Genomic DNA, 25,205 nt, shown 5'->3' with positions numbered 1-25,205 from the left:
TGCGCGTTCGGACCGGGTCTAGGGTGGCATGATCCTCGGGACTCCGGCCGGGACCCTCGCCGCATGCGCATCCTGCACGTCTTCGACCATTCCCTGCCCTTACAGAGCGGGTACGTCTTCCGCAGCCTGGGCATCCTGCGGGCGCAGCGGGCCCTGGGCTGGCAGACCTTCCACCTGACCACACCCCGCCAGGGGGACCGGCTGAACGCGGTGGAGAGCGCCGACGGCTGGGACTTCCTGCGCACGCCCGTCCCCACCGGCGTGCTGGCGCGGCTCCCGGTCGTTCGCTACGGGGCGGAGATGCGCGCCACCGCGCACCGCCTCGACGCCCTGGTCCGGGAGCTGAAGCCCGATATCCTGCACGCCCATTCGCCGGTCCTGAACGGGCTGCCCGCCCTGTCCGTCGGCCGCCGCCATGGCATTCCCGTCGTCTACGAGGTGCGCGCCTTCTGGGAGGATGCGGCCGTGGACCTGGGCAGCGCCAACGACGGTGGCCTGCGCTACCGCGCCAGCCGCTGGCTGGAGACGCGGGTGCTGCACCGGGCCGACGCGGTGGTCGCGCTCTGCGAGGGGGTGCGGACGGAGATCGTCGGACGTGGCGTGCCATCCGCCCGCGTCACCATCGTGCCGAACGCGGTCGATCCCGGACCGTTCGCCGGGGACCGCCGGCACGACGGCGCCCTGGCGGCGGAACTGGGGCTGGACGGGGCCGAGGTGATCGGATTCATCGGCTCCTTCTACCATTACGAAGGGCTGGACCTGCTGCTGCGGGCGCTGCCGGCCGTGCGGGCGCGGCGCCCGCGGCTCAGGCTGCTGCTGGTCGGCGGCGGCGACCAGGAAGCTGCGCTGCGGCGTCTGGCGGCGGACCTGGGGCTGGAGGGATCGGTGGTGTTCGCCGGGCGGGTTCCGCATGCCGCGGTGAAGCGCCATTACGATCTGATCGACCTGCTGGTCTATCCGCGCTGCCGCATGCGCCTGACGGATCTGGTGACGCCCCTGAAGCCGCTGGAGGCGATGGCGCAGGGGCGGGTGGTCGTCGCCAGCGATGTGGGCGGCCACCGCGAGCTGATCCGCGACGGGGAGACGGGTTTCCTGTTCGCCGCCGACGATCCGGCGGCCCTGGCCGCCCGCCTTGTCGCGGTGCTGGAGGCGCAGGCGGCCTGGCCCGCGATCGGAACGGCTGCCCGGCGGCAGGTCGAGCGGGAGCGCACCTGGACCACGGTGGCGGCCCGCTATGCCGGTGTCTACCGTGCCGTCCACCCCGGCCGGCCCGGCGGGGCGGGGGCGCTCCCGGACGGTCTTACTGCCGCTGAGTGACGGACCGGCTCCGGTGCGGGGGCCGGTGGGGCACGCCGGTCAGCGCAGGCCGGCCAGCAGCGCCGCCGCGTCGTCGCGCCCGTCGAACTGCGGCGTGCCGGCCAGCAGCGCCTCCAGCCGCCTGCGCGCCTCGGCCCCCCGGCCGGCCTTCGCCAGCGCCCGGGCGTAATTGACCTGGACACCGGCATTGTCCGGCAGCGCCGCCGCCGCATCCGTCAGAAGATCGAGCGCCCGCCCGGTCTCCCCGCGGTCGAGCAGGATGACGCCGAGCGTGTCCTTGACGGCCGGGTCCTCCGGAACAAGCCGCAGGGCCGCTTCCGCCCGGACCGCGGCATCGTCCAGCCGGCCGCTCCGCCACAGGACATGGGCGAGGTTGTTGAGCACGGCCGCATTGTCGGGGGCGATCGTGACGGCCGTCTCCAGATCCCTGCGCGCCCCGTCCAGGTCGCCGTCGATCATGCGCCCGACCGCGAGGTCGAAGCGGCCCGGCAGGTGTGCGGGGTTGCGGTCGGCCCAGCCCTGAAGGGTCTTCAGGGCGGCCCCGCGCTGGCCGGCCGCCCATTCGGCCCGGGAGAGCTGGCGCGCCCGTTCCCAGACGGGTTCCAGGGCATAGGCGGTGCGGAACTGTTCCAGGCTCTCCGCCCCGCGGCCGCTGCGGGCCAGTATGATGCCCCGGATCTCCGCCGTGTCGGCGGTCCTGCCGCTCCGGTCCTCGATCCGTTGCACCTCTTCCGTCGCGGCGTCCGCTTCACCCGCAAGGGCCAGGGCGCCGGCCAGCATGACGCGGGCCTGGGTGTTGTCCGGCGCCAGCTTCAGCGCCTCGCGCAGGGGAGCGACGGCGTCGGCCGGCCGGTTGCCCGCGATATGGGCCCGGGCCAGGGAGATGCGCGGCCGCACCGCGTCCGCATGCAGGCGGATCGCCTTCTCCAGCGCGGCCAGCCCCTTTGCCGTGTCGCGGCGGGACAGGTAGGCGCGGCCGCCGACATCCAGCACGGCGGCCTCGTCCGCCTTGTCCGCCGGCACGCCGGAAAGCAGCGCCAGGGCGGCGTCCGGATTGCCGCGGTCCAGGTGGAACTCCGCGAACAGGAGCCTGGGCCCCAGCGCCGACGGATGTGCCTCCAGCGCCGTCTCCAGCAGGCCCCGCGCCCGGTCGGCATCGGCCTGCGCCAGCTTGGTGACCGCCGTCAGCAGGCGACGGTCGTCGGGGTGCGCGAGGAAGGCCGGCCGCAGCAGCGCCTCGGCCTCCTCCGCGCGCTTGGTGGCCGCCAGGAGCTGCGCCAGCACATTGACGAAATCGACATTCTCCGGCGCGAGCCGGTGGGCGTCGCGCAGGGCCTGTTCGGCCGGGCCCGGCTGGTTCGTGCCCAGCAGGGCCAGTGCCTCCAGCAGCCGCGCCGACATGTCCGCGGGGTCCTTCCCCCGCAGCGCCCGGGCCGCGGTCAGCGCCTCCGTGTGCCGGCCGGAGAGCAGCAGGGCCAGCGCGATCTGCGGCGCCTCCGTCATCAGCTCCGGCCTGTCCTGGATGTCGCGGGCAAGATCGCTGACCGAGGCGCTGCCCCGCTCCACGGCCGTGCGGGCCAGATAGACCCGCGCCTCCGTCTCCTGACTGTCGGCGGCGGAGGCGGCCTTCGCCAGCACCTCCCGGGCCTTGTCGCGCTGCCCCAGTTCCAGCGCGAAGGCGCCGATGCCGGACAGATAGTCCGCGTTGCGGAGCTGCGCCTCCGGCGCGTCGCTCAGGGTGGCGACGGCGCGCTCCTTGCTGCCCAGGCTGGCCTGGGCGAGGGCCAGCAGCTTGCGTCCCTCGATATGGTCGGGGTGCGACCGCAGGAAGACGCCGAGATGGTCGTGCGCCTTCTCGACGGCCCCGAGCTTCAGGTTCGACAGGCCGGCGATCAGGCGGGCACCGGCATTCTCCGCCCCCATGGACAGGACCGCTTCCGCGGACTGCCGGGCCATCTGCCAGTCCTCCATGCCGGCCGCGGCAACGGCACGGGCCAGCCTGACCTCGGGGAACTCTGCCAGCCGCTCGCCGCCGTCGTCGAGGATACGCACGGCTTCCGCCGGTTCGCCGTTCAGCATGAGCGCCCGCGCCAGCCCGAAGCGGGCGTCGATCCGCCCGGGGGCGAGTGCGAGCGCCTCGCGGAAGCTGGCGGCGGCCCGCACGGTGTCCCGTGCCGCCAGCGCCGTCTCACCGACGACGGTCAGGATCTCCGCATTGTCGGGATGCCGCTGCTGCGCTTCCGCCGCCCGCTCCCAGGCCAACGGGACGTCGCCGCCGGCGAGCGCCGTCCGGACCAGCCCGACCCGGGCCTGTGGCCGGACGGCCGCGGCCTTGAAGGCGGCAGTGGCCTCGGGGAGCCGCCCCCTGGTCAGCAGCGCATAGCCGATATGGGTGTTCAGCTCCGCCGCATCCTTGGCATCCTCCGGCAGGGGCCTGTCCCCGAACTGCGCCAGCAGCGCGTCCACCTGCCCCTGGCCGATCAGGGCGCGGGCCCGCAAGAGGCGCAGCGTCTCCGGCGCGGCCCCGGCCCGTACCGCCCGGTCCAGGTTGGCGGCGGCACCCGCCGCGTCGCCCGCTTCCAGCAGCAGCTCGGCCAGCAGCGTGCGGGCGGCCGGGCTGTCCGGTGCGGCCTGAACGGCATTGCGCGCCTCGATCAGGGCGGCGGCACCGTCGCCTTGTTCGATATGGGCGCGGGCGCGCGTGATGTGGTCGGCCGCCGTCGTCGGCTGCCCGCAGGCCGAGAGGCCGACGGCAACGACGAGACCGAGCACGGGGGCAAGCAGGGGGCGTCCGGGTCTCGCAGCCATGGGGTGAGGTCCGCCTGTTCTTCTGGAGGGCGGAACTCTATCCGTCCGCCCCGGACCGGCCAGGGTTCTTGCGGAGGGACGGCCGTATCTCCGGAAGGGGCCCGGTCCATCGGGGCGTGACGGACGGTCGGTCGGCACGATCGGGCGGGCTAACCCCGGGGAGGGCAAGCCATCCCAGGCACCATGCCTGTATCGGAGGTGGGATATGGCGCCATCCGGAAGGAAACGCCGCATTCGCCGCCAGTTTCCGGCAGTACCGGCCCTGTCCATATCGGTTGTGCCCCGCGCCACGACAGGATCTTCCCGGGTGAGCGGCAATCGACGCTGGACGAAGATTTCCGGCGTTCGGGGTAGGTCCACGGACCGGCCGGCCTTTTCTCCTGCGCAGGCGCGGGCCGCGCGGTGCCGGGGGCAGAGTGGGCGCTCCTTTCGATCCGGCCGCCTCCGGGGCATGCCAGCCTGCTGGCCGAGGCGGTCGATCCAGCACGGAGACGGCCATGGTTCAGAACGAGTGCGTCGGCGTGATCGGCCTCGGCTATGTGGGGCTTCCGGTGGCGCTGGCCTTCGCCTCGCGGTTCAGGGTGGTGGGCTTCGACATCGACCGGCGGCGGGTCGAGGCCCTGCGCCGGGGCGAGGACTGGACCGGGGAGGTGACGGCCGAGGCGCTGCGGACGAAGTCCCTCTTCCTCACCGACGATCCGGCGGCGCTCCAGGACGCGACGTTCTTCGTCGTCACCGTGCCGACGCCGATCGACCAGGACCGCCGGCCGGACCTGCTGCCGCTCCTGTCCGCCTGCGAGACGATCGGGCGGGCGATCCGCCCGGGCGCCGTCATCGTCTTCGAATCCACCGTCTATCCGGGCGTCACGGAGGAGATCTGCGGTCCCGCCATCGCCAGGGCGTCGGGCCTGAAGCAGGGGCGGGACTTCAAGCTGGGCTATTCGCCTGAACGCATCAATCCCGGCGACCGCGAGCACACCATCGACCGCATCGTGAAGGTGGTCGCGGGCGAGGACGCGCCGACCCTGGAGCGGGTCGCCGCGGCCTACGGCGCCGTCATCCCCGCCGGGGTCCACCGCGCCTCCAGCATCAAGGTCGCGGAGGCCGCGAAGGTGATCGAGAACACCCAGCGCGACATCAACATCGCGCTGATGAACGAGATCGCCATCATCTGCAACCGCCTGGACATTCCGACCCGCGACGTGCTGGAGGCGGCGGGCACCAAGTGGAACTTCCTGCGCTTCAGCCCCGGCCTGGTCGGCGGGCACTGCATCGGCGTCGATCCCTACTACCTGACGGCCAAGGCGGAATCCCTGGGCTACCATCCGCAGGTGATCCTGGCCGGGCGCCGCATCAACGACGGCATGGGCACCTACATCGCGCAGCAGCTCATCAAGCTGCTGGCGCGGGCGGGCAAGGGCGGGCGCGACGTGCGCGTCGGCATCTTCGGCCTGACCTTCAAGGAGAACGTGCCGGACCTGCGCAACAGCCGCGTGCCGGACATCGTGGCCGAGCTGCGGTCGTTCAACCTGGAGCCCTTCGTCCACGATCCCCTGGCCGATCCGCATGTGGCGCGGGAGGAGTACGGTCTGGACCTTTGCCGGCAGGGGCAGATGGCGGACCTGGACGCGGCGATCCTGGCCGTCTCGCACCGCGCGTACCTGGACGAGCCGCAGCGTCTCCTGGGCGCGCTCAGGCCCGGCGGCATCCTGGTGGACGTCAAGGCAGCGCTGGCGCCGGAGACCATCCCCCTGGGCATCCAGCACTGGCGGCTGTAGCCCCGCCGACCCTGTGCGATAACCTCCGGTTATCGGTCGGGGAAGATAAGTCATTGGACAGTCGCCACCGCCGCTGCCGATAGTCCTCGGGAAAGGTGTCGGTCCCTCCTGCCGCCGTGCGAAAGTCCTTTTCGCACTGCGGCATGATCCGGGCCGACCCCTCCTTTCGACGGACGGGTCGGAAAGCGGCGGATGCAGCAGTATCAGAGCGATGTTCTGGTGATCGGGGGCGGTCTGGCCGGGATCGTCACGGCCCTGGAACTGCTGTCGGCGGGGCGCAGCGTCACCCTGCTGGACCGCGACGGGGAGGACGCCTTCGGCGGTCAGGCGAAGGAGAGCTTCGGCGGCATCCTGCTGGTGGGAACGCCGGAGCAGCGCCGCACCGGCATCCGCGACACGCCCGACCTCGCGCTGCGCGACTGGCTGTCCTTCGGGGCGTTCGGCGGCGATGCCGAGGCCGAACTCTGGCCCCGGCGCTGGGCCGAAGCCTATGTCCATGAGAGCGAGGGGGAGATCTACCGCTGGCTCAGGGCGCGGGAGATCGGCTTCCTGCCGGTGCCGCTCTGGGTCGAGCGGGGCGAGCACGGCAACGGCAACTCCGTTCCGCGCTGGCACGTCACCTGGGGGACGGGGCACCGGCTGGCGACGCGGCTGGCCGGCCTGCTGCTGGAGCATCCGCGGCGCGACGCCCTGACCCTGCGCTTCGGCCACCGGGTCGAGGCGTTGACGGCGGCGGCGGGCCGCGTCACCGGCTGTACCGGCATCATGACGGGGGAGGCGGAGCGGCCCTTCACCGCCACGGCCGACTGCGTTGTCGTTGCCGCGGGCGGCATCAACGGCTGCCTGGAGCGGGTGCGCCGGCACTGGCACGCCGACTGGGGCCGGCCGCCGGAGACGATCCTGAACGGCTCCCACCGTTTCGCCGACGGCCGCCTGCACGATGCCGTGGAGGCCGTCGGCGGGGTCGTCTCCGGCCTGGACCGGATGTGGAACTATGCCGCCGGCATCCGCCACTGGCGGCCGCGCAAGCCCGGTCACGGCCTGTCGCTGGTGCCGCCGAAATCGGCGCTCTGGCTGAACTGGCGGGGTGAGCGGATCGGACCGGCGCCCTTGGTCGGCGGCTTCGACACGCGCGAGCTGGTCACCCGCATCTGCGCGCAGGAGCGGGCCTGGTCCTGGCAGCTCCTGAACCACCGCATCGCCTTGAAGGAGCTTGCCATCTCCGGTGCCGAGTTCAATCCGTCGCTGCGCGAGCGCAACGCGGCCGGCTTCCTGCGCGACACCCTGTTGGGAAACCGCTGGCTGGTCCGCGAGGTGACGGAGAACAGCCCGGACACCGTCACCGCCGCGGACCTGCCCGAGCTGGTGGAGAAGATGAACGCGCTCCAGGGCGATGGTGCCGTGGAGCTTGCCGCCGTGCGCGCGGCGGCGGAGCGCTACGATGCGGAGATCGCCCGCGGGCCTGCCCTGCACAACGACCCGCAGCTCCGCCGCATCGCCCATCTGCGGCGCTGGCGCGGCGACCGGATGCGCACCTGCGCCTTCCAGCCGATCCTTGATCCCGCGGCCGGCCCCCTGATCGCCATCCGCGAGTTCATCATCAGCCGCAAGAGCCTGGGCGGCATCCGCACCGATCTGGACAGCCGTGTGCTGGACGCGGACGGCGAGCCGCTGCCCGGTCTCTACGCGGTGGGGGAGGCGGCCGGCTTCGGCGGGGGCAGCATGAACGGCCTGCGCTCGCTGGAGGGGACGTTCCTCGGCGGCTGCATCTACGGCGCCCGGCGCGCCGCCCGGTCCATCGCCGGCCGGAGCTGAACAAAGACGAAGGGGAGGGAGCGCGGATGAAGAAGACGGCGGCCTGGCTGGCGGTCCACGCCATGGAGCAACTCGGGATCAGGTTCACCTTCGGCATCCCCGGTGTCCACAACACCGAGCTGTACGACGAGCTGAACAGCAGCGAGGCGGTGACGCCGGTCCTGGTAACGCATGAGGGCGGCGGCGCCTTCATGGCCGATGCCGTCAGCCGGGCCGCGGACGACACGGTCGGGGCGCTGGCCATCGTGCCGGCCGCGGGCATCACCCACGCCGCGAGCGGCATCGGCGAGTCCTTTCTGGGTGGCATCCCGATGCTGATCTTCTCCGGCGGCATCCGGACGGACACCGGCCGCCGCTTCCAGCTCCACGAGATCGACCAGCTCCGCCTGATCGGGCCGCTGACCAAGGCGGCGTTCCGGGTGGAGCGGCACGAGGACGTGGTGCCGACGATCTACGAGGCGTACCGGATCGCCACGGGCGGCCAGCCCGGCCCGGTGCTGGTGGAGATCCCGGTCAACCTCCAGCTCTTCCCCGGCGAGGTGGGGGAGCTGCCGCGCTGGACGCCCCCGCCGCCGCCAGCATCCCCCGACCCGGAAGCGGTGCGCCGGGCCGCCGACCTGCTGCTGGCGGCCCGCAGGCCGGGCCTGTTCGTCGGCTGGGGCGCGCGCGGGGCACAGGCGGAGGTGGCGGCCATCGCGGAGTTCCTCCAGGCGCCGGTCAGCACCACGCTCCAGGGGCTGGCGAGCTTTCCGGCGGACCACCCGCTGCATGCCGGCTTCGGCTTCAGCCCCTCCGCCGTGCCGGCGGCGCGCAACGCCTTCGAGGGCTGCGATGGCATGCTGGCCGTGGGCACCCGCTTCGGGGAGATCCCGACCGGCAGCTTCAGCGCGGAGGTGCCGGCGGGGCTGGTCCATGTCGATATCTGCGCGGACGTGATCGGGGCGAACTATCCGGCCGCGGTCGGCATCGTGGGCGACGCCCGGACGGTGCTCGCCGCCCTGCTGGACGAGCTGCGGGCGCGCGGAACGCCGGTGCCGGACACGGGGCTCGCGGACCGGCTGGCGCGCGACCGGCGTGCCTGGCGGGAGGAATGGTACGCGCATGACAGCAAGGGTCGGGTCAACCCGGCGCGCTTCTTCGACGAGTTGCGCCGGCAGATGCCGGACGATGCCGTCACCGTGCTGGACGACGGCAACCATACCTTCCTGACGGCTGAGCTGTTCCCGATCCACCGCGGCGGGCGGCTGCTGACGCCGACCGACTTCAACGCCATGGGCTATGCCGTGCCGGCCGCCATCGGGGCGAAGCTGGCGCAGCCGGAGAAGGAGGTGTTCGCCATCGTCGGCGACGGCTGCTTCCTGATGACCTGCATGGAGATCATGACGGCGACGGCGCGCGGCCTGGGCGTGATCTACTTCGTCTTCAGCGACGGGGAGCTGTCGCAGATCGCCCAGGCACAGGAGATCCCCTACAACCGCAAGCCCTGCACGGTGCTGGCCGGCCCCGACCTCGCCGGGGTGGCGCGCGCCACCGGGGCGGCGCATGTGGCGATGCAGAACGGCGACCGCATCGCCGACGCCATCGCCGAGGCGCGCCGGCTGGCCGCGACCGGCCGGCCGGTGATCGTCGATGTCGCCATCGACTACAGCAAGCGCACAGCCTTCACCGCCGGCACGGCGAAATCCACCTTCAAGCGGTTTCCGCTGTCGCAGCGGGTGCGCTTCGCGGGCCGCGCGCTGCTGCGGCGGGTGACGGGCTGACCGGCGGGGGCAGGGCGGCGCATTCCAGGATGGTGCGCTTCAGGAGTTCCGCCGAGGGGGAGAGGCCGCGGTCCCGCCGCCAGACGATGGCGAAGTGCGTCTGCACCTCCACCGGCAGGGAAAGGTCCAGGCGCACCAGCTCGCCCCGCCCCGTCTGATCGCTGACGGCGCCGGGCGGGGCGAACAGCAGCAGGTCGGACGCGGCCGCCACCGTGCGCAGCAGGCCGAAATCGTCGCTGCCCACGGCGGAGCCGCCGCCCACCGGCAGGTCCGGCAGGTCGCGCAGCACCCGCTCCAGCCCCTTGGGCAGCCGGGTCAGGCCGGCGGCATCAAATCCCCGCAGGTCGGCGGGCGTCAGCCCCCGGCGCCCTGCGAGGGGATGGCCGGGCCGGGCGAAGGCGCAGATCGGCTCCACCGGCAGGCGCGCCAGCTCGAACTCCGCGATGTCCTCCAGGTCGCGGGCGTCCGCCACCAGGAAGTCGATCTCCGCGTTCAGCAGCATGGTCTTCTGGTCGTCCCAGTATCCCGCGCTGACGATGCCGCGGATGCTGGGGGCCACCTCGCGCAGGCGGGCGAGGCTGCGCGGGATCAGCGACGCGCAGAGCACGGTGCCCGCGGCGATGCGGACCTCGCTGCCGGTCTGCCGGCGGATCAGCTCGATCTCGTTGCGGAGCTGCCGCGCCTCCGCCAGCAGGGGCACGGAGCGCGACAGCAGCCAGGTTCCCACGGGCGTCAGCCGCAGGCCCCGGGGCAGGCGGTCGAACAGGACGACGCCGAGATCCTCCTCCAGCGCGCGGATGCTCTTGGACAGGGCGGGCTGCGAGAGGTTCAGCCGGGCGCTGGTCCGCCGCACGCTCCCCGTTTCCGCGAGGGCCACGAAATGCTGGAGCTGGCGGAGGTTCATCGGCGCGCCTCGGACGTTATCCCATGGCTACCGGCCGCTCCGCCGGGATTCAACCGGGAACGTCCGGCTGACCGCGGACCGGAAGCGGACCGGGCTGGACGGGGGCGGGTCCGGTCGGTAATCGTCGCAATGGTGCGTAAGCTAAGGATCGGGCCGGATCGGAGATCGGGATGACCGGAGAAAGAGACCCTGTGCAGCGGACAAAGCTCGACCGTCTGGCCGGGCGGATGGAAAGGGATCGCCCGACCCGGACCCGGAGCTTGCAGATCATCCTGCTGCTCAGCCTGCTGTCCTGGCTGCCCGTCATCCTGCTTCTGCTGTGGATATTCTGACCTGCTCCTCGCTACTGCCGGCGGCTTGCCCCGGCAGGCCGGCCCGTCCGATCCGGTCCGGGCTGTGAGCCGCACCGGGGGACGGGCCGGACGCCTTACCGCGGCATCAGCGCGAACACACCCCAGCCCAGATGGTCCCGCGTGTAAGCGGCGTAGCGCACGGGTTCCGTAGTCAGTCCGGCCCGGACTTCTTCCGCCATCTCGTCGTCGGGGTTGGCCTCAAGCCATCGGCGCATGGTGAGCCATTTCGCCGCCTCGTACCGGTCCCAGCCATCCTGGTCGGCCAGGACCATCTCGACGACGTCGTAGCCGAGGCCGCCGAACGAGGCGAGAAGGTCGGGCAGCGTCAGGAAGTCGGCGATGGCGGTGGCGAGACACCCCTTGGCGATCTCCTCCGTCGGCGGCACCTGTCGCCAGTAGGGCTCACCGATCAGGATGATCCCTCCGGCGCGCAGGCTGCGCGCCAGAAGCTCGATGGTGCCGGCAACCCCGCCGGCGATCCAGGTGGCGCCGACACAGGCTGCCACACCGACCTTCTCCTCTGCGACATGGCCGGCAGCGTCGCCATGGATGAACGTGACCCGATCGGCGACACCGAGTTCCAGGGCACGGCGTTTCGCCTGCTCGGTGAACAGCCGGCTCATGTCGATGCCGGTGCCGGTGATGCCGTGATCGCGTGCCCAGGTGCAGAGCATCTCCCCCGATCCGCTGGCGAGGTCGAGGATCCGGGTCCCCGGTTCCAGACGCAGCGCCGCGCCGAGAGTGGCAAGCTTGTCGGCTGTGATCGGATTGTGAATACGGTGGGCGCTTTCAGTGATGTTGAATATGCGAGGGATGTCCACTGTCCAATATTTCCTTGGTGGGATGTGAATATTATGGAGATTGACCAGCGGTGCGGCCGCGGAAGGCCGGCAGGCGCGGGGACGCACGGGGACGCACGGGATTATGCGGGCACACGCACTTTAGTCCGTCCGGCAGTGCGATGACAATTACTGTTGAAATACAACTTATGGGTTTTTGATTCCCGAAAAATTCGGATTCATGGTGCGACTTTCTGGCTCTCGTTCGGATGAAATTCGTGAGTGGGACGTTATCCCTCACTGGTCGAATGGAATTGTGCGCAGATCGCATGTCCGACATCCATGATCTCTCGCCCCGTTGCCTGGAACTGTCCATTCGTTTTTCTGATCGGATTAGAGGACAGCGTCATGTGGGACATGTGAAGACGGATGATGTCTGTGAAATCATTGTGGTGTGGGGATCTGGCTGACGCGGAACAATTACAGCAACAGTATTTATATTAAGGCGATCTGAAGCCTCCGGTCCGTTCAAGCCAACAGCGAAGCCTGCCCATGAAAATGAAGCTGACTGCCGACCGACCCGATGCTTCCGCACCTCCCCAGTGGCATGCGATCCCCCAGGCCCAGGTCGAGCAGGCGCTTCAGACCGGAGCGGCTGGTCTGAGCGAGGCGGAAGCCCGGCAGCGCCTTGCGCAGCACGGCCCGAACCGTCTCGCCCCGCCGAAGCGGCGCGGCCCGTTGCTGCGTCTGCTGATGCAGTTTCATAACATCCTCTTGTATGTGATGATGGCGGCGGCCGTCATCACGGCTCTGCTCGGCCATTGGATCGACACCGGCGTGCTGATGGCGGCCGTGGTGATCAACGCCATCATCGGGTTCATTCAGGAAGGCAAGGCGGAATCGGCGCTCGACGCCATCCGCGCCATGCTGTCGCCCCATGCCATGGTGATCCGGGACGGACGACGGCGGGAGATCGACGCTGCCGGGCTGGTGCCCGGCGATCTGGTGGCGCTCACCTCCGGCGATCGGGTTCCGGCCGATCTGCGGCTGGTCACGGTCAACGCGCTGCGCATCGAGGAAGCCGCCCTGACCGGTGAATCGCTGCCGGTGGAGAAATCCGTCGACGCCGTGGTCGCCGATGCCCCGCTGGGCGATCGCTACAGCATGGCCTACTCGGGAACGCTGGTGGTCTATGGTCAGGCCAGCGGGATCGTGGTCGCCACCGGCACGGCCACCGAGCTGGGCAAGATCAATCAGATGCTGTCCGGCATCCGTGAGCTGACCACCCCCCTGCTCCGGCAGGTGGACCGTTTCGGACGGATGCTGGCACTGATCATCCTGGGCATGTCGGCCGCGACCTTCGTGCTCGGCATCTGGTGGCGCGGACAGCCGCCCGCGGACATGTTCATGATGGTGGTGGCGCTGGCCGCCTCGGCGATCCCCGAAGGCATGCCGGCGATCATGACCGTCACCCTGGCCCTCGGGGTGCAGCGCATGGCCCGCCGGAAGGCCATCATCCGCCGGCTTCCGGCGGTGGAGGCCCTCGGTTCGGTGACGGTGATCTGCTCGGACAAGACCGGCACGCTGACTCGCAACGAGATGACCGTGCAGCGCGTGGTCTGCGCCGGGCATGTCGTCGATGTGGGGGGCATCGGCTATGCCCCGGTGGGCGATCTGAGCATCGACGGACGCATCATCGCTCCGGATCATTATCCGGCGCTGGCCATGGCGATCCGTGCCGGCGTCCTGTGCAACGATGCCCGCCTGTGCGACGAGGACGGCCTGTGGCGGGTGGAAGGAGATCCCACGGAAGGGGCCCTGCTCGTGCTGGGCAGCAAGACCGGCTTCTCCCGGCAGGGTGGCGAGGAGGCATGGCCCCGTCTGGGCGTGATTCCCTTCGAATCACAGCACCGCTTCATGGCCACCTATCACCGCGACGGTGACGGTGAGCCGTGGATCTTCGTCAAAGGCGCGCCGGAGCGCATCCTGGACATGTGTTCCGCGCAGTTGGGCCATGGCGGCGAGCGGGCGCTGGATGTCGATCACTGGCGGCGCATGGCGACGGATACGGCCGCCCAGGGCCTGCGCCTGCTGGCGCTCGCGTACAGGCGGGCGGCCCCGCTGGAGGATCGCCTGAGCTTCGCCGACACGGAGGCGGGTTACGTGCTGCTGGCTCTGGTCGGCATCATCGACCCGCCCCGCGAAGAGGCGATCCGGGCCGTGGGCGAGTGCCATCGCGCCGGCATCCGCGTCAAGATGATCACCGGGGATCACGTCGAAACGGCACGCGCCATCGGTGCCCAGCTCGCTGTCGGCGTCGGCAGGCCCGCCATCACCGGTGCTGAAGTCGCTGTGATGGACGATGCCGCCTTGCGTCGTGTCGCCTGGGACGTGGACGTGTTCGCGCGGGCCAGTCCGGAACACAAGCTGCGTCTGGTCAAGGCGCTCCAGAGCCATGGCCAGGTGGTGGCGATGACCGGCGACGGGGTGAACGATGCCCCGGCGTTGAAGCGTGCCGACGTGGGCGTGGCGATGGGCATGAAGGGCACCGAGGCGGCCAAGGAAGCCGCCGACATGGTGCTGGCCGACGACAACTTTGCCACCATCGCGGCGGCGGTCCGCGAAGGCCGGGCGGTCTATGACAACCTGAAGAAGTTCATTCTCTTCATGCTGCCGACCAACGGCGGCGAGGCGCTGGTCGTGATCGCCGCGATCCTGTTCGAGCTGCCCCTGCCGCTCACGCCGGCGCAGGTGCTGTGGATCAACATGGTCACCTCCAGCACGCTGGGTCTGGCCCTGGCCTTCGAACCTGCCGAGCGCGGCATCATGAACCGCCGGCCACGACCGCCCGGCGAGGCGCTGTTGTCGGGTTTCTTCGTCTGGCGGGTGCTGATGGTCTCCGTCCTGATGATGATCGGGGCGCTGGGCCTGTTTCTCTGGGAGCTGGACAACGGGACGAGCATGGAGACAGCGCGGACGATGGCCGTGAATGCGGTTGTGGCGGCCGAGATGTTCTACCTGATCAACAGCCGTTTCATTTTCGCTCCGGTCGTCAGCCGCGAAGGGCTGACCGGAAACCGCTATGTGCTGCTGGCCATTGCCGCCTGCATCCCTCTCCAGATCGCCTATACCCATGCGCCGGCCATGCAGTCCGTTTTCGGGTCGACCGACCTGACGCTGCTGGAATGGGCCAAGGTCGTGGCGGCAGGGCTGCTGGTATTCACCGTGGCCGAGTTTGAGAAGCTGGTGATCCGCCGGACCCGTCTGGCCGCACATTTCAGCCAGGTCGCCCTTCAAGGAGACAGCCATGAGCGTCCATCCGTCCGCCGATGCCATGCCCCGGCATCTCCTGCTGGCCACCGACCTGAGTGCCCGCTGCGACCGGGCCTTGGACCGAGCGGCCCAGCTGGCTGAAGAATGGCGGGCCGAACTGACGGCGCTCAACGTCCTGGACCCCACGGCATCGCCGGATCAGGCAATAGCGTGGGCCGGCGGAGCCGGCGACGAGCAGCTTCTGCAAGTGGCGTGGCGTCAACTCGCCCGCGACCTCAAGGCGGTCAAGGTTCCGGTCAGGCTCTGCATCAGCCGCAGCGGGGATGCCGCGGCAGCCATTCGCAGAACGGCCGCCGACAGGCAATCAGGACTGATCATCACCGGTGTCTCCCGTAGCGAGACCCTGGGCCGGTTCCTTGTCGGATCAACCGTCGAGACTCTGGCCCGCTCCCTGCCGGAGCCCCTGCTGGTGGTGCACAACCGGGTGCATGAACCGTACCGGCGGATCGTCGTGGCGACCGACTTCTCGGACTCCTCCAGTCATGCCCTTCTGGCTGCTGCGCGGTTCTTCCCCGGACGCGAGCTGATCGTGTACCACGCGCACGCGTCTCCGATGGCAGGGCTGGCCGGCGCTTCCGTCAGTTCGCGCCTGAGCGCGAGCATCAAGGAAAATGAATGCGCCGCCTTTCTGGCGGCAACCGCCATTCCCGAGGGGACGAAGCTCAGGACGGTCGTGGAGCACGGAGCCATAGAATCGACGCTGACCCGCTACGTGCGCGAGCACGAGATCGATCTCGTCGTCATGGGCAGCCACGGTCGTAGCGGGATCATGAGCCTGTTGCTGGGGAGTACGGCCGCAAGGCTGCTAGACTGGCTGCCTTGCGACATGCTGCTCGTTCCCGACCCGCGTGCCAGACAGTGATTCTTGCAGCGGGCCGGTGCGAGGTCTGCGGGGCCGGGGGCGCCGAGGAGGCGCACAGGTCGAGCCTGTGTTCGGTATGGCTCTGACGTCCCGAAATAAAGGATAAATTTGCACGAAAGACTACCCATCCCCCGACCGGCGGGCAGCGCGGATCGACCGTCTGGTGATCCTCTCCCAAGCCGGCCCATGGGCCAATGCGTGCTTACCAAGGAACCGGTACGCGCCTACCCTCGGCGGCGGTCGTCGGAAACCGGATTGTGACCTTTTTGGGCTTCGACCCTCCAGGTCGCCACCCCGGCCGCACCGACGGACGGCGCGCGGACCGGGGCGGAAACGAGCCGCGGCGCAGGACGATCAACGAGCCTGTTCCTGGGGGGAGCATGATCCGGGTCTTCAACCTGTTCGTGCCGGCCGGTGCGTTCATCCTTCTGATCACCGACCTCGTGCTGTTCGAGGGGCTGCTGCTGGCGGCGTTGGCGCTGGGCTACGGCACGCTGGCCCCGGCGACGGAGCCGCAGGCGGCGGACCTGCTGCTGCCGACGGTCGTGTTCCTCACGGTCCTCTGCGCCACAGGACTCTATGAGCGGCGGTTCCTGGGCGATGTCCGTCAGATGGCGGTGCGCGCCTTCACCGGTGCCGTCCTGACGCTTGCGGCCCTGCTGGCCCTGGCCCTGATCCGGCCGCAGGCGTGGGAGAGTGCGCCGGAGGTGGCGGCAGCCGTTCTGGGCTCGGCCCTGGGTGCGATGCTGCTGCGCCACGCCTACATGCGGCTGTCCCGGCTGGAGGCTCTGCGCGGGCGCGTGGTCGTGGTGGGCGGGGCGGAGGGGGTCGGGCAGATCGCCGGGATCGCCGCGACGCGGGCGACGCCGCGCTTCTGCCTGACCGGCTTCGTGCCGCTGGACGGCACCACGGCGGCCGGTGTGCCGACGGTTCCCGAGACGACCCTGCTGGAGTTCTGCCGCACCGCGCGGGTGACGGAGGTGGTCGTCGCCCCCGACCCGGCCGGTCCCGAACCGCGGCAAAACCTTCTCGTGGGGTTGCGCGAGGCCGGTATCCGGGTGCTGGACCGCGCCACCTTCCTGGAGCGCGAGGCGAAGCAGATCGACGTGGCGATGCCGTGCCCGCACTGGGCGCTCTATTCCAGCGGTTCGGCCGGGGAAGGGGTGGCGGCCGCGGCGAAGCGGGTCCTGGATCTGGTTGCCGCGTCATTGCTGCTGCTGCTGACCCTGCCGCTGATGCTGATCACGGCGGCGGCCATCCGGCTGGAGGACGGTGGCCCCGTCTTCTACCGGCAGGAGCGGGTCGGCCGGCACGGCCGCAGCTTCATGCTGATCAAGTTCCGCAGCATGCGCGTGGATGCTGAGAAGGACGGCGTCGCCCGCTGGGCCGTCTCGCGCGACCCGCGGATCACCCTGATCGGCAGTCTGATCCGGCCGATCCGGGTGGACGAGATCCCGCAGGTGCTCAATGTGCTGCGCGGGGAGATGAGCTTCGTCGGCCCGCGGCCGGAGCGTCCCGCCATCGTGGCGGAGCTGGAGCAGCGGATGCCCGCCTATGCCTGGCGCCATATCGTGAAGCCGGGGATCACCGGCTGGGCGCAGGTGAACTATCCCTACGGCGCCTCCTTCGAGGATTCGCGGGAGAAGCTCAAGTACGATCTCTACTATGTGAAGAACCGCTCGCTGATGATGGACCTTCTCATCATTCTCCAGACGGTGCGGGTGGTGCTGTTCTCGGAAGGGGGGCGCTGACGGGCGGTCCTGCCGGCACCCTTTCCCGATACGGAAACGGAGGCGCCGTCCTGGCGCCTCAGTCGGCGTTTCAGCGTCCTGTTCGGGGGCCGCATCAGGCCCCGTCCAGCGCCTCCTCTTGCTCCGCATCGGGTGCCTCGGGGTCGGCGGCGTCGCGCAGCCCGTGCTGGCGCATCAGACAGTAGAGGGTCTGCCGGCTGACCTGGAGCAGGCGGGCAGCCTGGGAGATATTGCCGTCCCCCAGCAGCAGGGCACGGCGCAGCGCGTCCAGTTCCGCCCGCTCGCGCACGTCGCGCAGCGGCAGGGGCGGGGCTGCCGTCGCCGCATCCGGGCGCTTCAGGCCGAGATCCTCCGCCGTGACCAGGGGCTCGCCCGCCAGCAGGACGGCGCGCTTCACACGGTTCTCCAGCTCCCGGACATTGCCCGGCCAGGGATGCCCCTCGATCGCGGCCAGCGCCTCGGCCGAGAAGCCGCGGACCTGGCTGCGCCGCTCGCGGGTGATGCCGGCGAGGAAGCGGTGGGCCAGCAGCACGGGGTCGCCCGGGCGCTCCCGCAGGGACGGGATGTCCACCACCAGTTCGGCCAGCCGGTAGAACAGGTCCTCCCGGAAGTCGCCCCGGAGCATCTGGTCGTGCAGGTTCTGGTTCGTGGCGGCCACCACCCGGACATCGACCGGGATGGGGCGGCGGCCACCGATGCGTTCCACGACCCGTTCCTGGAGGAAGCGCAGCAGCTTGACCTGGAGCGGCCGGGGCAGGTCGCCCACCTCGTCCAGGAACAGGGTGCCGCCGTTGGCTGTCTCGATCCGGCCGATGGTCTGCTTGACCGCCCCGGTGAAGGCGCCGCGCTCATGCCCGAACAGCTCGCTCTCCAGCAGCCCTTCCGGAATGGCGCCGCAGTTCAGCGCCACGAAGGGGCGCTCCGCCCGCGGACTGAGCCGGTGCAGGGCGCGCGCCAGCAGCTCCTTGCCGGTACCGCTCTCGCCCAGCAGCAGGACGCCGATGTCGGCGTCCGCCGCCCGCTCGATACGGCGACAGACCTCCAGCATGGAGGGTGCGGCCGTGACGATCCGGTCCAGCACCGGCGCCTCCTGCTGCCGGCGCAGGCGGCGGTTCTCCTCCTCCAGCGCGTGGGTGCGGAAGGCGCGGTCCACGATGATGCGCAGCAGGTCGGGATCGACCGGCTTGGGGCAGAAATCGTAGGCGCCCAGGCCGATGGCGCGCACCGCGTTCTCCCGCCCGTCGTTACCGGTGACGACGATGACCTTGGTGCGCGGCGCGATGGAGAGGATCTCGCCCAGCAGCGACAGCCCCTCCTTGGGCGTGTCGGGTTGCGGCGGCAACCCCAGGTCCAGGGTGACGACCGGCGGGGCGTGCCGGCGCACGGCCGACAGTGCCTCCGTCGCGTCGCCGGCCACGATGGTCCTGATCGGGGACAGCGTCCAGCGGAGCTGGCGTTGCAGGCCCGCGTCGTCGTCCACGATGAGAAGCGGTCGCTCCATGGTCTCAGTCCAGTCCTGCCGCCTGTTTCAGGGGATGGTCGGATGCGCCGTCGGCGGGCAGCACGAGGCGCATGGTCGTGCCCTGGCCGGGGCGGCTCTCGACCTCCAGCCGGCCGCCGGCGCGGTGGGCGAAGTCGCGTACCTCGAACACGCCGATGCCGTAGCCGCCCGGCTTGCCGCTGCGGAACGGCCGGAACAGCCCGTCGCGCAGGAACTCCGGCGACATGCCCGCGCCGTCGTCCTGCACCTCGATCACCACCGCGGTCTCCTGCCGGCGGCCCAGCACGACGATACTGCCGCGGGGGCCGGCGGCCTCCACCGCGTTGGCCAGCAGATGGTCCAGCGCCGCCGTGAACTCGGCCACGTCCACCCGGACCATGGCCTCCACGCTGCCGGCCAGCCGGACGCCGCGTCCGCCCCCCCCGGCGCGGCGGACGGCCTGGCGCAGCGCGTCGGCGACGGCGGCGGGCTCCGGCGCGCCGTTGCCGTCCAGCCCGCCGCCGATGCGGCGCAGCAGCACGTCGGCGCGGTCCACGGCATGGCGCACGGTCTCCAGCATGTCCGCGATGAAGGCGGGGTCGTCCTTGCAGCGGCGGGCATTGTCCAGCAGGAGGGAAAGCTGGGCCGCGACGTTCTTCAGGTCGTGCGTGGCGTAGGTGACGCGCCGCGAGAAGGCCGCGAAGCGCCGGACCTCGGCCAGTTCCTCCCCCAGTGTCCGTTCGGCAAGGTAGCTGCCGGCTTGCCGCCCGAGCAGCAGCAGGAGCTGGCGGTCCTCCTCCGTCAGCCGGGTCGGGACGCGCGGCGTCCCCAGGACGGCGAAGCCGACCAGGGCATCCCGGTGGACCAGCGGCACCGCGATCCAGGCGCGGCGGACCTGGGCGAGCCAGTCCGGCCGCTCTGCTTCTCCCAGCTTCGTGAGGTCGTGCAGCGCGCGCTCCCGCTCCAGCCGGGCGACCAGGGCATCGTCCGGCGGCAACTGCATCGCCGCGCCGTCCAGCCGCCAGCGGGAGATGTTCCAGGACGCGGCCAGGGAGACGCCGTAGGGCGTGCGGAGCCAGAGGCCCCCCTCCGGCACCTCGAAGATACCGGCAATGGCGCGGATCACGCGCTCGCCCAGATCGGCGCGGTCGCCGTCCTGCGACAGCGCGTCGATGAAACGCCGCCATTCCTGCCGGTAGTCGTGCCGGTGGCTGTAGAAATGCTCGGCCAGGAAGCGCCGGGCCACGGCCCGCGCCCGGCCCGAGGCGGCCAGCACCGCGAACAGGCCGATGGCGCAGAACAGCACCAGGACGCCGAGAAAATCGCCCCAGTCGCCGCCGACCCGCCGGGCGTAGAAGCCGGCCGCGGCCATCACCAGCAGATAGCAGCCGGCGACCAGGAACGACATGGAATAGAAGGCGATCCGGCGGGAGACATGGATGCGGGGCGCCCAGCCGGCGCTGCGGGCGACGGCCACCCCGATGACGGCGAGCGCGAGCGCCGCCACCGCCCCGCGCGCCAGCGCCAGTTCGGTGCTCACCCGGACGAACAGGGCGGCGTCGGCATAGAGCAGGAAGTCGTAGAGGAACAGGCCGCCCAGGCCGATGGCGAAGTACTTCGCCGCCCAGCGGAAATCGGGCGGGCAGTTCAGCACCATGTTCTCCACCAGCAGGATGCCGGCGAGCGCCAGGGCGAGCTGCGCCACCGGAACCAGCCGCCCCAGCACCTCCGGCGGCAGGGGGAAGGTGCCGCTGCCCAGAAGCAGCAGCCCGGCGAGCGCAAGCCCGGCGGACAGGCCCGGCAGCCAGCGCAGCAGCGCCGGCAGCCGTCCCGGCCCGTCCGCGCCGAGGTAGAGGATGAGGCGTTGCAGGAACAGGCACCAGGCCAGATCGCGCGCGATGCCCAGGAACTCCGGCAGACCGCGGATGCCGAACCAGCTCCAGCCGACCAGCCCCGACCCGGCCCAGGCCAGCCCGGCCATTCCGGCCAGCAGCAGCAGCCAGGTCAGCGGATGCCGCCGCCAGTTGGCGAGGATCAGCACCGTCAGCAGGACATGCGCCAGGGTCGCGGCGCCATAGCTGACGGTGAGGATGAGGGAGAGGGGGACCATCGCCTGCACCCGCGGTTCCGGCCGGCGCCGCCCCGGTCCGGCCCGGGGGACGGTCGCGGCCTGCACAGGCCCAGTCATAGCGGGGGGACCGCGGCAAGCTCTATGTAGCGCAGGTCGAGTCATCCGATCTTACGGATAACCACCTTGGCACGGCTTCCGGCGCCGGTCCCCCTCGGCCACACTCCGCGCCGCCTTCCAGAGCCGTCCGGTGAACCATGACCGAAGAGCGCGGGGCCGCCTCCACAGCCCGCACCGACCTGGACGCGGTGATCCGGGACGCCGCTCCGGGGCGGGAGATCCTGTTCCTGGCGCACCGCATTCCCTATCCGCCGGACAAGGGCGACAAGATCCGCTCGTGGCACCTGCTGCGCCACCTGCTGCGGCGGGGGCCGGTGCGGCTGGGATGCTTCGTCGATGACAGGCAGGACTGGCAGCATGCTGACATGCTGCGATCGCTCTGTGCCGACTGCCATGTCGAGCCGTTGCCGCGGGCAGCCCTTCCCCTTGCGGCGCTGTCCGCCCTGGCGCGGGGAGAGGCGCTGACGGTGGCGCACTACCGCTCGCGGCGGATGGCGCGCTGGGTCGATGCCGCCTTCGCCAGCGGGCGGGTCGGCACCGCGGTCGCCTTCTCCGGCGCCATGGCGCCGTACCTGATGCGGCCGGCGGCCGTCGCGGCGGGCGTGCCCCGCCTGCTGGATTTCGTGGACGTCGATTCCGCCAAGTGGTCGGACTATGCCGGCCGGCGGCGCGGCCCGGCCCGCTGGCTCTACGCCCGCGAGGCGGACCGCCTGGCCCGGTTCGAGACAGCCGCGGCGGCGGCGGTGGACGCCAGCATCCTGGTCTGCCGGCGCGAGGCGGAGCTGTTCCAGGCGCGCAACGGCGGTGCCCGTCCGCTGATCGTCCGCAACGGTGTGGATCTGGACTATTTCCGGCCGGGCGATTTCCCGGACCCTTTTCCCCGTGGCGGCCTGCCGCTTGTCATGACGGGGGCGATGGACTACCGGCCCAATGCCGACGGGGCGCAGTGGTTCGCGCGCGAGGTGCTGCCGCTGCTGCGGGCCGGCTTTCCCGAGGCCTGTTTCTGGATCGTCGGCAACAATCCTTCGCCGGAGGTCCAGCGGCTCCAAGGGGCCGGCGTGCGGGTGACCGGCCGCGTGCCGGACATCCGCCCCTATCTGGCCCACGCGGCCGCGGTGGTGGCGCCGCTGCGCATCGCCCGCGGCGTCCAGAACAAGGTGCTGGAGGCGATGGCGATGGCGCGGCCGGTCGTCAGCACCCCCGCCGCCGCCGCCGGGATCGAAATCCGGCACGGGCGGGACGGGCTGGTCGCCGATACCGCCCCGGCCTTCGCCTCCGCTCTGGCAAGCCTGCTGGTGGACGGGGACGCCGCGGCGGCGCTGGGGCGGCGGGCGCGTCTGCGGGTCGAGACGGAGTACAGTTGGCCGGCGGCCCTGGCCGCCCTGGACCCGCTGCTGGAGCCACCGTCCGTTGCGACCCGCCGGGTGGCCTGACATGGTGGTGGCGACGGTTGCAGTGGATACGCTACCCGCGATCCGCCACGCGCCGGGCTGGCGGCCGGCCCTGCTGCTGCTCCTGGGGGGCGTGCTTCTGGCCTGCCTGACGATGGCGGAGGCCGCAAGATCCCTGGTCGGGGTCTGGTCGAGTTCGGCCACCTTCGGCTACGGCTTCCTGATCGCACCGGCCGCTCTTGTGCTGGCATGGCAGCGCCGTGGCAGAATGGCATGCCAGATACCCAGACCCTGGCTCTGGGGGCTGCCGGCGATCCTGCTGCTGTCGCTGGCCGGCGGGGTAGCGGCGCTGATCGACCTGCGGATCGCCGGCCACGCCGCGTTCGTGTTGACGCTACAGCTTCTGGTCCCGACCGTGCTGGGCCTGCGCATCGCCCGCACGCTGGCCTTTCCCCTGGGCTTCCTGATCCTGATGGTGCCGGCGGGAGAGGGGCTGGTGCCGCTGTTGCAGACGGTGACGGCGGAGATCGCCGTGGCCGGGCTGCGGCTGACGGGCGTGCCTGTGTTCTCCGACGGTGTCTTCATCAGCATCCCGGCCGGCCGGTTCGAGGTGGCGGAGGCCTGCGCCGGCCTGCGCTTCCTGGCCGCCACGCTGGTGGTGGGGCTGGTGGTCGCCAACAGCTTCTTCACCACCTGGCGCCGCCGGGCGCTGTTTCTGGCGCTCTGCCTGCTGGTGCCGGTGGCGGCCAACGGGCTCCGGGTGATCGGCATCATCCTGCTGGCGCACCATGTCGATCCGGCCCTGGCGGCCAGCACGGATCATGTCGTCTATGGCGGTGTGTTCCTGGGGGCGATCCTGGCGCTGCTGCTGCTGCTGGCCTACCGGATGCGGCAGGACCCGGCACCGGTGCGGCCGGTTCCGACACCCGGGGTCCCGGCGGTGCGCGGGAGCCTTTGCGCCCTTCTGGCGCCGGCCCTGGCGGCGGTGCTCGCCGCGGGCCTGCTGCCGTCTGCGCTGCTGCCCGCCGGTCCGGGCGACACCGCCGCGCCCCTGTCAGCACCCGCCGCCCCGCCGGGCTGGCGCGCGGTGGAACCCTCCGGTCTCTGGCGGCCGCGCTTCGTCGGGGCGGATGCGGAGGTTCTGGCCGCCTATCAGGACGGCGGCCGACGGACCGTGGAGTTGCATCTGGCCCGCCAGCGTCCGGGAGCCGGCAACAGTCCGACCCCCGAGGGCTGGCGCCGGGTGGAGACCCGGGCGCGGCCCCTTGATCCGGCGGGCGGCCGCCCGGTCGCCGTCCGCGAGGACCGGATCGTCGGGAACGGGCGCGAACGGCTGGTCTGGCACTGGCTGGTGGTGGACGGCACCCCCGTCACAGGCGGCGTGCGCACCCTGCTGCTGGAACTGCGCGGACTGCTGCACGGACGGCGGGAGGCGATGTCCGTCACCCTGGCCGTGGAGACGGAGGGCGCTCCCGCCGAAGCGGCGGCGGTTCTGACCGCTTTCCTTTCGGGGGTCGCTCTTGCGGCACCGGCGGACGGACGATACTAGGTCGGATGGGGCCACGCGGGTCCGGGACGGCGACGGTCGCCCCCGGTCGGCGGTTGCAGGCGAGGATGGGCATGAAGGTACTTGTCACGGGCGTCGCCGGGTTCATCGGCTTCCATCTGGCTCAGCTTCTGCTGGACCGCGGCGACACGGTCGTCGGCGTGGACAATCTCAACGACTACTACGCCACCGCGCTGAAGGAGGACCGGCTGGCCCGGCTCCGGCAGCGGGAAGGGTTCCACTTCCAGCGTCTGAACATCGCCGACCGCGACGGCATGGCGGCCCTGGCGGCGGCGCACCCGGATATCGGGGCGATCGCCCATCTGGCCGCCCAGGCCGGCGTGCGCTATTCGCTGACCAACCCCTTCGCCTATGTCGAGTCGAACCTGATGGGCCATGTCGTCGTGCTGGAGACGGCACGGCGGCTGGAGGGGCTGCGCCACCTCGTCTATGCTTCCTCCTCGTCCGTCTACGGCCTCAGCGAGGCGCATCCCTTCTCCCTCGACGACCGGGCGGACCGTCCGGCCTCGCTCTACGGAGCGACCAAGCGCGCGGATGAGCTGATCAGCCATTCCTACAGCCACATCCACCGCATCCCGCAGACCGGCCTGCGCTTCTTCACGGTCTACGGCCCCTGGGGACGGCCCGACATGGCGCTGTTCCTGTTCACCCGCGCCATCCTGGCCGGGGAACCGATCGAGCTGTTCAACGAGGGCAGGCTTCAGCGCGACTTCACCTACATTGACGACATCGTCGCCGGCGTCGTCCGCGCCATCGACCGGCCGCCGGCCGTGGAGGACGGGGCGGTGCCGCACCGGGTGTTCAACCTCGGCAACAACACGCCCGTGGAGCTGGAGCGGTTCGTCGCGGTGCTGGAGGATGCGTTGGGCGTGAAGGCGCGGCGGCACCTTGCCCCGATGCAGCCCGGCGACGTGCTGGCCACCCATGCCGATATCGCGGAAAGCCGGCGCATGCTGGGATTCGAGCCCAGCACGCCGATCGAGGTCGGCATTCCGCGTTTCGTGGACTGGTACCGGACCTACTACCGGGTCTGATCCATCTCCCGCCCTTCCGCGCCCGTCCCCCGGGCCGGCTGCCGCCCTTTGGAGCGTCATGGGGCGGTGCGGGGTGTCCGGACGC

The 25,205-nt window shown here is 71.0% G+C and carries 16 protein-coding genes; 11 read left to right on the top strand and 5 right to left on the bottom strand.

The features are described 5' to 3' along the window. Window positions 1-63: 63 nt before the first annotated feature. Window positions 64-1,317, top strand: coding sequence for a TIGR04063 family PEP-CTERM/XrtA system glycosyltransferase (locus ACFQPS_RS19175; RefSeq protein WP_377360830.1), 1,254 nt, complete (start codon window positions 64-66; stop codon window positions 1,315-1,317). 39 nt (window positions 1,318-1,356) lie between these two features. Here the strand turns inward: ACFQPS_RS19175 and prsT are convergent, their stop codons facing one another. Continuing rightward, window positions 1,357-4,125, bottom strand: coding sequence for an XrtA/PEP-CTERM system TPR-repeat protein PrsT (prsT, locus tag ACFQPS_RS19170; RefSeq protein ID WP_377360829.1), 2,769 nt, complete (start codon window positions 4,123-4,125; stop codon window positions 1,357-1,359). A 497-nt stretch (window positions 4,126-4,622) separates the two neighbouring features. Between prsT and ACFQPS_RS19165 the strand changes: the two genes are divergently transcribed. The 3 genes from ACFQPS_RS19165 to ACFQPS_RS19155 all read left to right on the top strand — a co-directional run bounded on the left by ACFQPS_RS19165 (window position 4,623) and on the right by ACFQPS_RS19155 (window position 9,478). After that, window positions 4,623-5,903 carry a nucleotide sugar dehydrogenase gene (locus ACFQPS_RS19165; RefSeq protein ID WP_377360828.1) on the top strand — a complete coding sequence of 427 codons (1,281 nt, stop codon included), beginning with the start codon at window positions 4,623-4,625 and terminating at the stop codon, window positions 5,901-5,903. A gap of 192 nt (window positions 5,904-6,095) precedes the next feature. Beyond that, window positions 6,096-7,718: an FAD-binding dehydrogenase gene (locus ACFQPS_RS19160; protein ID WP_377360827.1), complete on the top strand. Its 1,623-nt coding sequence runs from the start codon at window positions 6,096-6,098 to the stop codon at window positions 7,716-7,718. A gap of 26 nt (window positions 7,719-7,744) precedes the next feature. After that, window positions 7,745-9,478, top strand: coding sequence for a thiamine pyrophosphate-binding protein (locus ACFQPS_RS19155; RefSeq protein ID WP_377360826.1), 1,734 nt, complete (start codon window positions 7,745-7,747; stop codon window positions 9,476-9,478). Here ACFQPS_RS19155 and ACFQPS_RS19150 read toward each other — a convergent pair. Further along, window positions 9,408-10,382 (bottom strand): LysR family transcriptional regulator, encoded by a 975-nt coding sequence (locus ACFQPS_RS19150; protein ID WP_377360825.1) that lies wholly within the window; start codon window positions 10,380-10,382, stop codon window positions 9,408-9,410. The two genes, ACFQPS_RS19155 and ACFQPS_RS19150, sit on opposite strands and share 71 nt — an antisense overlap. A 170-nt stretch (window positions 10,383-10,552) precedes the next feature. On the opposite strand from ACFQPS_RS19150, the gene ACFQPS_RS19145 reads away from it, so the two are divergent. Further along, window positions 10,553-10,714, top strand: coding sequence for a hypothetical protein (locus tag ACFQPS_RS19145; RefSeq protein WP_377360824.1), 162 nt, complete (start codon window positions 10,553-10,555; stop codon window positions 10,712-10,714). Window positions 10,715-10,809: 95 nt separating this feature from the next. Here the strand turns inward: ACFQPS_RS19145 and ACFQPS_RS19140 are convergent, their stop codons facing one another. Next, window positions 10,810-11,556, bottom strand: coding sequence for an SAM-dependent methyltransferase (locus ACFQPS_RS19140; RefSeq protein WP_377360823.1), 747 nt, complete (start codon window positions 11,554-11,556; stop codon window positions 10,810-10,812). 516 nt (window positions 11,557-12,072) lie between these two features. Here ACFQPS_RS19140 and ACFQPS_RS19135 point away from each other — a divergent pair. The 3 genes from ACFQPS_RS19135 to ACFQPS_RS19125 all read left to right on the top strand — a co-directional run bounded on the left by ACFQPS_RS19135 (window position 12,073) and on the right by ACFQPS_RS19125 (window position 17,460). Next, window positions 12,073-14,928 (top strand): cation-transporting P-type ATPase, encoded by a 2,856-nt coding sequence (locus tag ACFQPS_RS19135; RefSeq protein WP_377360822.1) that lies wholly within the window; start codon window positions 12,073-12,075, stop codon window positions 14,926-14,928. Continuing rightward, a complete protein-coding gene (locus ACFQPS_RS19130) occupies window positions 14,822-15,709 on the top strand; it encodes a universal stress protein (RefSeq protein ID WP_377360821.1) in 888 nt (295 codons plus the stop codon). The genes ACFQPS_RS19135 and ACFQPS_RS19130 overlap by 107 nt, the downstream gene beginning before the upstream one ends. A 380-nt stretch (window positions 15,710-16,089) precedes the next feature. Next, on the top strand, window positions 16,090-17,460 hold the full coding sequence (locus ACFQPS_RS19125; protein ID WP_377360820.1) for a TIGR03013 family XrtA/PEP-CTERM system glycosyltransferase: 1,371 nt from the start codon (window positions 16,090-16,092) through the stop codon (window positions 17,458-17,460). 94 nt (window positions 17,461-17,554) lie between these two features. Here ACFQPS_RS19125 and prsR read toward each other — a convergent pair whose 3' ends face one another. Together prsR and prsK are read right to left on the bottom strand one after the other, a co-directional pair. Further along, the gene (prsR, locus tag ACFQPS_RS19120) at window positions 17,555-18,961 is read right to left on the bottom strand and encodes a PEP-CTERM-box response regulator transcription factor (RefSeq protein ID WP_377360819.1); all 1,407 of its coding nucleotides are present in this window, start codon (window positions 18,959-18,961) and stop codon (window positions 17,555-17,557) included. Between the two features lie 4 nt (window positions 18,962-18,965). After that, complete coding sequence (prsK, locus tag ACFQPS_RS19115) at window positions 18,966-21,050, bottom strand: XrtA/PEP-CTERM system histidine kinase PrsK (protein ID WP_377361076.1); 2,085 nt, start codon at window positions 21,048-21,050, stop codon at window positions 18,966-18,968. A gap of 215 nt (window positions 21,051-21,265) precedes the next feature. Here prsK and ACFQPS_RS19110 point away from each other — a divergent pair, with 215 nt between their 5' ends. The 3 genes from ACFQPS_RS19110 to ACFQPS_RS19100 all read left to right on the top strand — a co-directional run bounded on the left by ACFQPS_RS19110 (window position 21,266) and on the right by ACFQPS_RS19100 (window position 25,120). Continuing rightward, a complete protein-coding gene (locus ACFQPS_RS19110; protein ID WP_377360818.1) occupies window positions 21,266-22,561 on the top strand; it encodes a TIGR03087 family PEP-CTERM/XrtA system glycosyltransferase in 1,296 nt (431 codons plus the stop codon). A 7-nt stretch (window positions 22,562-22,568) separates the two neighbouring features. Beyond that, complete coding sequence (gene xrtA / locus ACFQPS_RS19105; RefSeq protein WP_377360817.1) at window positions 22,569-24,068, top strand: exosortase A; 1,500 nt, start codon at window positions 22,569-22,571, stop codon at window positions 24,066-24,068. 71 nt (window positions 24,069-24,139) lie between these two features. Then, complete coding sequence (locus tag ACFQPS_RS19100; protein ID WP_377360816.1) at window positions 24,140-25,120, top strand: NAD-dependent epimerase/dehydratase family protein; 981 nt, start codon at window positions 24,140-24,142, stop codon at window positions 25,118-25,120. Window positions 25,121-25,205: the final 85 nt, after the last annotated feature.

Source organism: Rhodocista pekingensis (assembly GCF_042665545.1).
Taxonomy (GTDB): domain Bacteria; phylum Pseudomonadota; class Alphaproteobacteria; order Azospirillales; family Azospirillaceae; genus Rhodocista; species Rhodocista pekingensis.
This window is presented reverse-complemented; position numbering and strand designations above follow the sequence as displayed.